The organism is Acinetobacter sp. YH12241 (assembly GCF_013417535.1).
In the GTDB taxonomy this organism is placed as follows: domain Bacteria; phylum Pseudomonadota; class Gammaproteobacteria; order Pseudomonadales; family Moraxellaceae; genus Acinetobacter.
Genome location: NZ_VPDQ01000005.1, coordinates 151,287 through 158,058, shown reverse-complemented (window position 1 = coordinate 158,058; position 6,772 = coordinate 151,287). Strand labels below are relative to the sequence as shown.

Below are 6,772 nucleotides of genomic sequence, written 5' to 3'. Positions count from 1 at the left end.
TGATGGGAGAGAATGTTCAAGAGTGGATTCTAAATGTTCAGATAAAGACATAAAAAAATGAGCGTATTTACATACACTCATTTTTACTACATTTTACTAAAATTTGCTTAACTGACTGGCATTACCGCACTCAGCGGGGTTTTTACTTAATTTTTTACGAGAAAGAATTAAGCATTTTCACGAGCAATTGCACGGTAACCAATATCTTTACGATATTGAACGCCGTCAAAAGTCACTTTCTCACAAAGCTCTAATGCTTTCGCTTGTGCTTCACCAATGGTATTACCCAAAGCAGTCACACAAAGTACACGACCGCCAGCAGTGACAATATCACCATTTTCATTGGCTTTTGTACCTGCATGGAAGACTTTCGCATCAGTCATTTCAGTATCTAAACCTGAAATCACATCGCCATTACTAGAAGTTTCAGGATAGCCTTTAGATGCCAGTACGATCCCGACAGTTTTACGCTCATCCCATTCAGCTTCTGCAGGTAAATTACCTTCAAGACCTGCTTGGACTAAATCAACCAAAGATGATTTTAAACGCATCATGATTGGTTGAGTTTCTGGATCGCCAAAACGACAGTTGAACTCAATCACTTTTGGTTGGCCTTTGTCGTCAATCATCAAGCCTGCGTATAAGAAACCTGTGTATACGTGACCATCTTTTTTCATGCCTTCAACAGTCGGACGCATCACTTCATTCATGGCTTTTTCGAATACGTCAGCAGTCACAACAGGAGCAGGAGAGTATGCTCCCATACCGCCAGTGTTCGGACCTTGGTCGCCTTCAAAAATACGTTTATGATCTTGAGACGTTGCCATTGGCAGGATGTTGTCACCATCAATCATACAAATGAAAGATGCTTCTTCGCCTGCAAGGAATTCTTCAATCACCACACGAGAACCGGCATCACCAAATTTGTTGCCTGCCAGCATGTCATCAATCGCATCAAATGCTTCCTGATTGGTCATGGCAACGATCACACCTTTACCCGCAGCAAGACCATCGGCCTTGATTACGATTGGCGCACCATTTTTTTCAACAAATGCTTTCGCAGCATCTACTTCAGTAAATACATCGTAGAAAGCTGTTGGAATGTTATGACGTTTTAAGAAATGTTTTGCGAATGCTTTAGAGCCTTCAAGCTGAGCAGCGTATTGAGTAGGACCCCAAACTTTCACACCTGCTTCGCGGCAAGCATCAACCACACCATTCACAAGCGGTGCTTCAGGGCCCACGATAATCATTTCAACTGCATTATTTTTTGCAAAATCAATGATGGCAGGGTTATTGAGAATGTCCAAAGCGACATTTTCACATTTATTTTCAGTTGCGGTGCCTGCATTGCCCGGTGCAACAAATACTTTTGCCACTTGATCGTCTTGTGCGATTTTCCATGCAAGTGCATGTTCACGGCCGCCACTACCTAAAACTAAAATGTTCATCTTTAGAAAATTCCCTCGAAAATGAAATTCCACAAACCCAATGAGGTTTAAAAATCTTTTAACATCTTATAGCAAGATATTAAATAATCTACTGATGTAACAAACCCTCCTTACGAAAAGGAGGGTTTGGAATTTAATACTTAAAAATTAGTGGCGGAAATGACGCATGCCAGTAAATACCATTGCAATACCAGCTTCGTCAGCTGCTGCAATAGTTTCTTCATCACGCATTGAGCCACCTGGTTGGATGATGCATTTGATGCCAGCTTTAGCCGCGTTATCGATACCGTCACGGAATGGGAAGAATGCATCAGATGCCATTACTGCACCTTCAACCACTAAACCAGCGTGTTCAGCTTTGATTGCAGCAATACGAGCAGAGTTTACACGGCTCATTTGGCCAGCGCCCACACCGATAGTTTGACGGTTTTTCGCATAAACAATCGCGTTAGACTTCACGTATTTTGCAACTTTCCAAGCGAAGATCATGTCATCGATTTCTTGTTCAGTTGGAGCACGTTTAGTCACAACTTTCAAGTCATCTTTAGTGATCATGCCCAAGTCTTGATCTTGAACCAGTAAACCACCGTTTACACGTTTGTAGTCAAGTTGTGGAGCACGTTCGTTAATCGCTGGAAGTTCGCCACATACCAGTACGCGTACATTTTTCTTCGCGCCAGTTACTTCAAGTACGCCTTCAGCGATGCTAGGAGCAATGATCACTTCAACGAATTGACGATCCACAATTGCTTGCGCAGTTGCAACGTCTAATTCACGGTTGAATGCAATGATGCCACCGAATGCAGATTCAGGGTCGGTTGCATAAGCAAGATCATAAGCTGCTTTGATGCCATCTAGAGAAACTGCAACACCACATGGGTTCGCATGTTTTACGATCACACAAGCAGGTTTCGCAAATGATTTCACACATTCAAGTGCAGCATCAGTATCCGCGATGTTGTTATAAGAAAGTTCTTTACCTTGTAGCTGCTTAGCAGTCGCAACAGAAGCTTCTTTCGCAGCAGGATCTACATAGAAAGCAGCAGACTGATGCGGGTTTTCACCGTAACGTAAGTCTTGAGCTTTGTTTAATTGAGTATTGAAAGTACGCGCAAATTTGTCTGCCTGACCTGCTTCTTTACCTACGCGAGCGCCTAAGTAAGATGCGATCATACCGTCATATTGAGCAGTATGTTCGAATGCTTTAACCGCAAGGTCAAAACGGGTTGCATAAGATAAAGCACCATCAGCTTTAAGCTCAGCAATTACAGTTGCATAGTCAGCAGCGTTTACCACGATACCCACAGATGCGTGGTTTTTTGCAGCAGCACGAACCATTGTTGGACCACCGATGTCGATGTTTTCAATCGCATCAGCCAGTGAACAGTTTGGTTTCGCTACAGTTGCAGCAAATGGATACAGGTTAACAACGACAAGATCGATCGCATCGATGTTGTGTTCAGCCATCACAGCTTCGTCTAGACCACGACGAGCCAGGATGCCACCATGAATTTTCGGATGTAGCGTTTTTACACGGCCGTCCATCATCTCTGGGAAACCAGTGTGCTCCGAAACTTCTACTACAGCGACATTATTGTCTTTCAACAATTTGTATGTACCACCTGTAGATAAAATTTCTACCCCAAGAGCAGCAAGGTCTTGTGCAAATTCCACAATACCGGTTTTATCGGAAACAGAGATTAAAGCGCGTTTAATAGTCATGATCTTCGTCACAGTTACCAAGGAACAGATTAAATCTAAATAGCTAATTAACAGTCAAAAAAAATGCCTGCGGTAGCCGCAAGCATTTTACCATTTATTCACTCATTAAACCGTGAGCTTTTAACTTTTTACGTAAAGTACCGCGGTTTAGTCCGAGAATCTCGGCAGCGCGTGTCTGATTACCACGCGTATATTCTAGAACGACAGATAATAAAGGCTTCTCCATTTCTGCCAGCACCATGTCGTACACCTGAGAAGGTTGCTCGCCTTGCAGTTGTGCAAAGTAGTGGCGAACTGCGCGATCTACGTGAATACGAAGAGCGACATCAGATTGTGCAGTAAAAATAGGAGATTTGCTATTCATGCGAATTAATCCGAAAAATCAAATATCACTTGGGTAAAGCGATATATAAAAGTGGTCTAGAAATTGAAATGAACTCCATTTTAGATCCTAAAACTGGAGTTCTAAAACTTGGTCATTACATTGAGCTTGTAGCTTGCCACATCTCGACGATTTGGTCGAAAAATAAGCGTAACAATAGTTAAAGTTTTGTTACTGACCAAAATCAAAACAAAAAAATCTGCTCGATACGCAATAAGTTTTATAGCGCATTAGGCAAGACTGTATTTGTTGTGAAAAAGTAGCGAGGAGTTTGCAGCACATAGCTTTCGTGGCGCGTATAATACCATTGTCTCGGGAAAAGTGAGCAAGAAAACTGCATTTTTTTTAACTTTTTTTTCGTTTTTTAATAGTTTTTATCAATATTAAGGTCGAATTATTTCCAAACTGTAATTATCGAAGTCTTTACGGTCGACAGGAAGCACAAATTCAAATTTAAATGGGCTGTTTTGGGGAATACGTTGAATCTTGACCAGACTTTCGATCAGGTATTCCTGAGGTTTTAAATTATAAGTCGCCAAGACCACACCCTGATCTTTAAGGTGAACTCTCAAGTTTGGCATTTCCAGACTGCGCTTGTGGAAATTGATCAGCTCGCCACTAAACTGGGTTTTATCTGTGGCAATCGCTTTGGCTTTGACCTTATTGGTATTGATCAGATTGTAATGTTCTTCCAGATTGGAACAGTTGAACACTTCACAGATATTTTTAAAAGCCACACTCATCACATGACTATTCTTAATATAGTGCGGATTGAACCAGAAGAATTGAAATAACAGTAATCCAAATAGGGACAGGTTCAGGCTGGTCCAGCCTAAATAATAAAGCGGGCCTTTATTGTGCTGTTTATCAGCCTGATCATCCCAGTTCATGCTAGGGAGGACTGCAATCGGTTCGGTACTGAAATAATTCAGGTTGTTCAGATAGGTTTTCAGATCAATATTTGAGTTTTCAACTTTTTCATCAAAGATATTCAGTAAATAGTGCTGATCTGAAGAATTAACTGAAGAAGTAGATTCGGTGAGGCTTCTATTAATATAAGAAACATGACTTGGCGTATGGGTAAGGGCGACCGAATTCTGTGCTTCGGTCACCAGATGCGATAAAGCATTAAAGGTCGTACTACATTTTGGGCAGCAAACCATGCCTTGGGCAATGGTTAATTGCGCAACCGTAACTTTATAGGTTGTAGAGCAGGTCGGGCAGTGGGTTCGCTTGTCACTCATAAATGTTTTATAGACTCTTTAATTCTTATGGCGTTTCCCCGAGATACGGCACCAGTGTTCATCGCGTTTTTCTACTTCTAATATATCAAAATGTTTTGAGTAAATGCTAGTAACATCAGCAACTTGCTCTTCGATAACACCTGCGAGTGCGAACTCTGCCTCAGGTTTGACCAATTCTGCGAACTCAGGCTCAAGCATCATGAGTGGGCCAGCCAGAATATTGGCAACAAACACATCTGCTTTCTGCTCACCAAGTTCTGCATTGAACTTTTCCGGTAAACCAACATAAAGTCGATCCAATACGCCATTCAGTTCAGCATTCTGTTTAGTCGCTAAAACAGCTTGTGGGTCAATATCAGTTGCATAGGCATATTTGGCACCGAGTAACAGGGCCGCGACAGCCAGAATGCCTGAACCACAGCCATAATCGATCACGATCTTGTCTTTTACATCGGTTTTACCCAGCCATTGCAAGCAAAGGAAAGTAGAGGCATGGTTACCTGTACCAAAAGCTAAACCTGGATCAAGTTTAATATTCACTGCATCTGCTTCAGGCGCTTCCATCCACTCTGGAACAATCCAGAATTTTTCAGAAATCTGGATTGGCTCGTAGGCATCCATCCAGGTGCGTTCCCAAGCTTGATCTTCCAAGAATTCATGGCGGATCGGTGCTTCAGGTAGTTGTGCGCGAATAAAGGTTTCCAATGCAGCTACATCGATTTCTTCTTCGTCATCTTCTTGAGCATAGATGCCAGTCACGATCACTTTATTCCAGAGCGGTGTTTCACCTGGAAGTGGTTCCAGTAAATCCTGGTTTTCAGCATCATCCAGAGTGACACTTACGGCGCCCAGTGAGCTAAGTAATGTTTCAGTAAAATCTACCTGAGCTTGATCAACTGTAATATGAATTTGTAACCACTTCACAGAAATAACCTTTATACATTTTTTCAAAAAGCTATTGTAACGGAAGTTCAGCTTGAAGGTGTGATCTTCTTGAGACGGAGTCAAATAAAAAGGATGCTTTCGCACCCTTTTTACGAAAACCGGTTAAAACGCATTTTCTTGAGTGGGAGAGATGGTAGGGCGTGCAGCTACTGGAGCAAAGCGATTCAGTAATAATCCAAAAATAGCCGCGAAGATATACATAAAGATTGAATAAACCGCAGCGGGCATAGCAACTACAGTGCTGGACATGACAGTAAGTGCAATAGTCATGGCGAGTGTGCTGTTATGAATACCGATCTCGAAGGCGCTGGCACGTGCCTGAGCGGAATTGATATTCATCAGGCGTGGAACAAAATAGCCAATCATTAAGCTGAAGAGACAGAACAGGGCGGTTGCTAAACCCACCTGAGTCAGATATTCGGCAATATTGGCGCGTTCACTATAAATTGCTCCTGCAATAATCAGCACCAGAAAGAGGACTGCAAAAATGCGGAGAGGCTTGTTTAACTTTACTGTAAGCGCAGGCGCATAATGACGAATCAACATACCAATCGCGACTGGTATAATAATGATACCAAACACTTGCAGAATCTTTCCGAACTGCAAGCTGATCTGCTGACTGTCCTGCATAAAATGCATAATGGAAAAGTTCATAATTAAAGGCAAGGTAAATGCAGCAACCACCGAATTGATCGCAGTCAAGGTAATATTGAGGGCTAGATCGCCTTTAAACAAATAGCTGAACAGATTTGCGGTACTGCCACCTGGCGATGCGGCCAGCAACATCAGACCAACAGCAAGTAAAGGTGGTAAAGCCAGAACTTTACATAGAATGAAAGCAATGCTTACCAGTAGAATTAATTGACAAAACAAGGCAACCAGCACTGCTTTAGGGTGCTGACTGACCCGGGCAAAATCTTTAAGCGTGAGTTCGAGTCCTAATCCCACCATGATGATGGCGAGTGCGAGGGGGAGGAATATTGTTATGATGCCAGAGTCCATCTGTATGCTCCTTATAGAAATTTATT

General features: G+C 42.3%; 6 protein-coding genes. All 6 read right to left on the bottom strand.

Annotation, left to right across the window (positions count from 1 at the left end; translation table 11 throughout):
- Positions 1-167: 167 nt before the first annotated feature.
- Positions 168-1,451 carry a phosphoribosylamine--glycine ligase gene (gene purD / locus FTV18_RS05020; RefSeq protein WP_180017646.1) on the bottom strand — a complete coding sequence of 428 codons (1,284 nt, stop codon included), beginning with the start codon at positions 1,449-1,451 and terminating at the stop codon, positions 168-170.
- A gap of 147 nt (positions 1,452-1,598) precedes the next feature.
- Positions 1,599-3,173: a bifunctional phosphoribosylaminoimidazolecarboxamide formyltransferase/IMP cyclohydrolase gene (gene purH / locus FTV18_RS05015; RefSeq protein ID WP_180017648.1), complete on the bottom strand. Its 1,575-nt coding sequence runs from the start codon at positions 3,171-3,173 to the stop codon at positions 1,599-1,601.
- Positions 3,174-3,267: 94 nt separating this feature from the next.
- Entirely contained in the window at positions 3,268-3,537 is a 270-nt protein-coding gene (gene fis, locus FTV18_RS05010) for a DNA-binding transcriptional regulator Fis (RefSeq protein WP_001086304.1), read from the bottom strand.
- 401 nt (positions 3,538-3,938) lie between these two features.
- Positions 3,939-4,799, bottom strand: a complete 861-nt coding sequence (locus FTV18_RS05005; RefSeq protein WP_180017650.1) for a DUF3426 domain-containing protein — start codon at positions 4,797-4,799, stop codon at positions 3,939-3,941.
- 18 nt (positions 4,800-4,817) lie between these two features.
- Complete coding sequence (gene prmA / locus FTV18_RS05000; protein WP_180017652.1) at positions 4,818-5,723, bottom strand: 50S ribosomal protein L11 methyltransferase; 906 nt, start codon at positions 5,721-5,723, stop codon at positions 4,818-4,820.
- Positions 5,724-5,846: 123 nt separating this feature from the next.
- A complete protein-coding gene (locus FTV18_RS04995) occupies positions 5,847-6,746 on the bottom strand; it encodes a bile acid:sodium symporter family protein (protein ID WP_180017654.1) in 900 nt (299 codons plus the stop codon).
- Between the last annotated feature and the right edge of the window lie 26 nt (positions 6,747-6,772).

What these genes read in the sequence shown, in the direction of transcription:
- fis (WP_001086304.1), bottom strand. Translation starts at nt 3,537, where the DNA reads ATGAATAGCAAATCTCCTATTTTTACTGCACAATCTGATGTCGCTCTT.
- FTV18_RS05005 (WP_180017650.1), bottom strand. Translation starts at nt 4,799, where the DNA reads ATGAGTGACAAGCGAACCCACTGCCCGACCTGCTCTACAACCTATAAA.
- purH (WP_180017648.1), bottom strand. Translation starts at nt 3,173, where the DNA reads ATGACTATTAAACGCGCTTTAATCTCTGTTTCCGATAAAACCGGTATT.
- FTV18_RS04995 (WP_180017654.1), bottom strand. Translation starts at nt 6,746, where the DNA reads ATGGACTCTGGCATCATAACAATATTCCTCCCCCTCGCACTCGCCATC.
- purD (WP_180017646.1), bottom strand. Translation starts at nt 1,451, where the DNA reads ATGAACATTTTAGTTTTAGGTAGTGGCGGCCGTGAACATGCACTTGCA.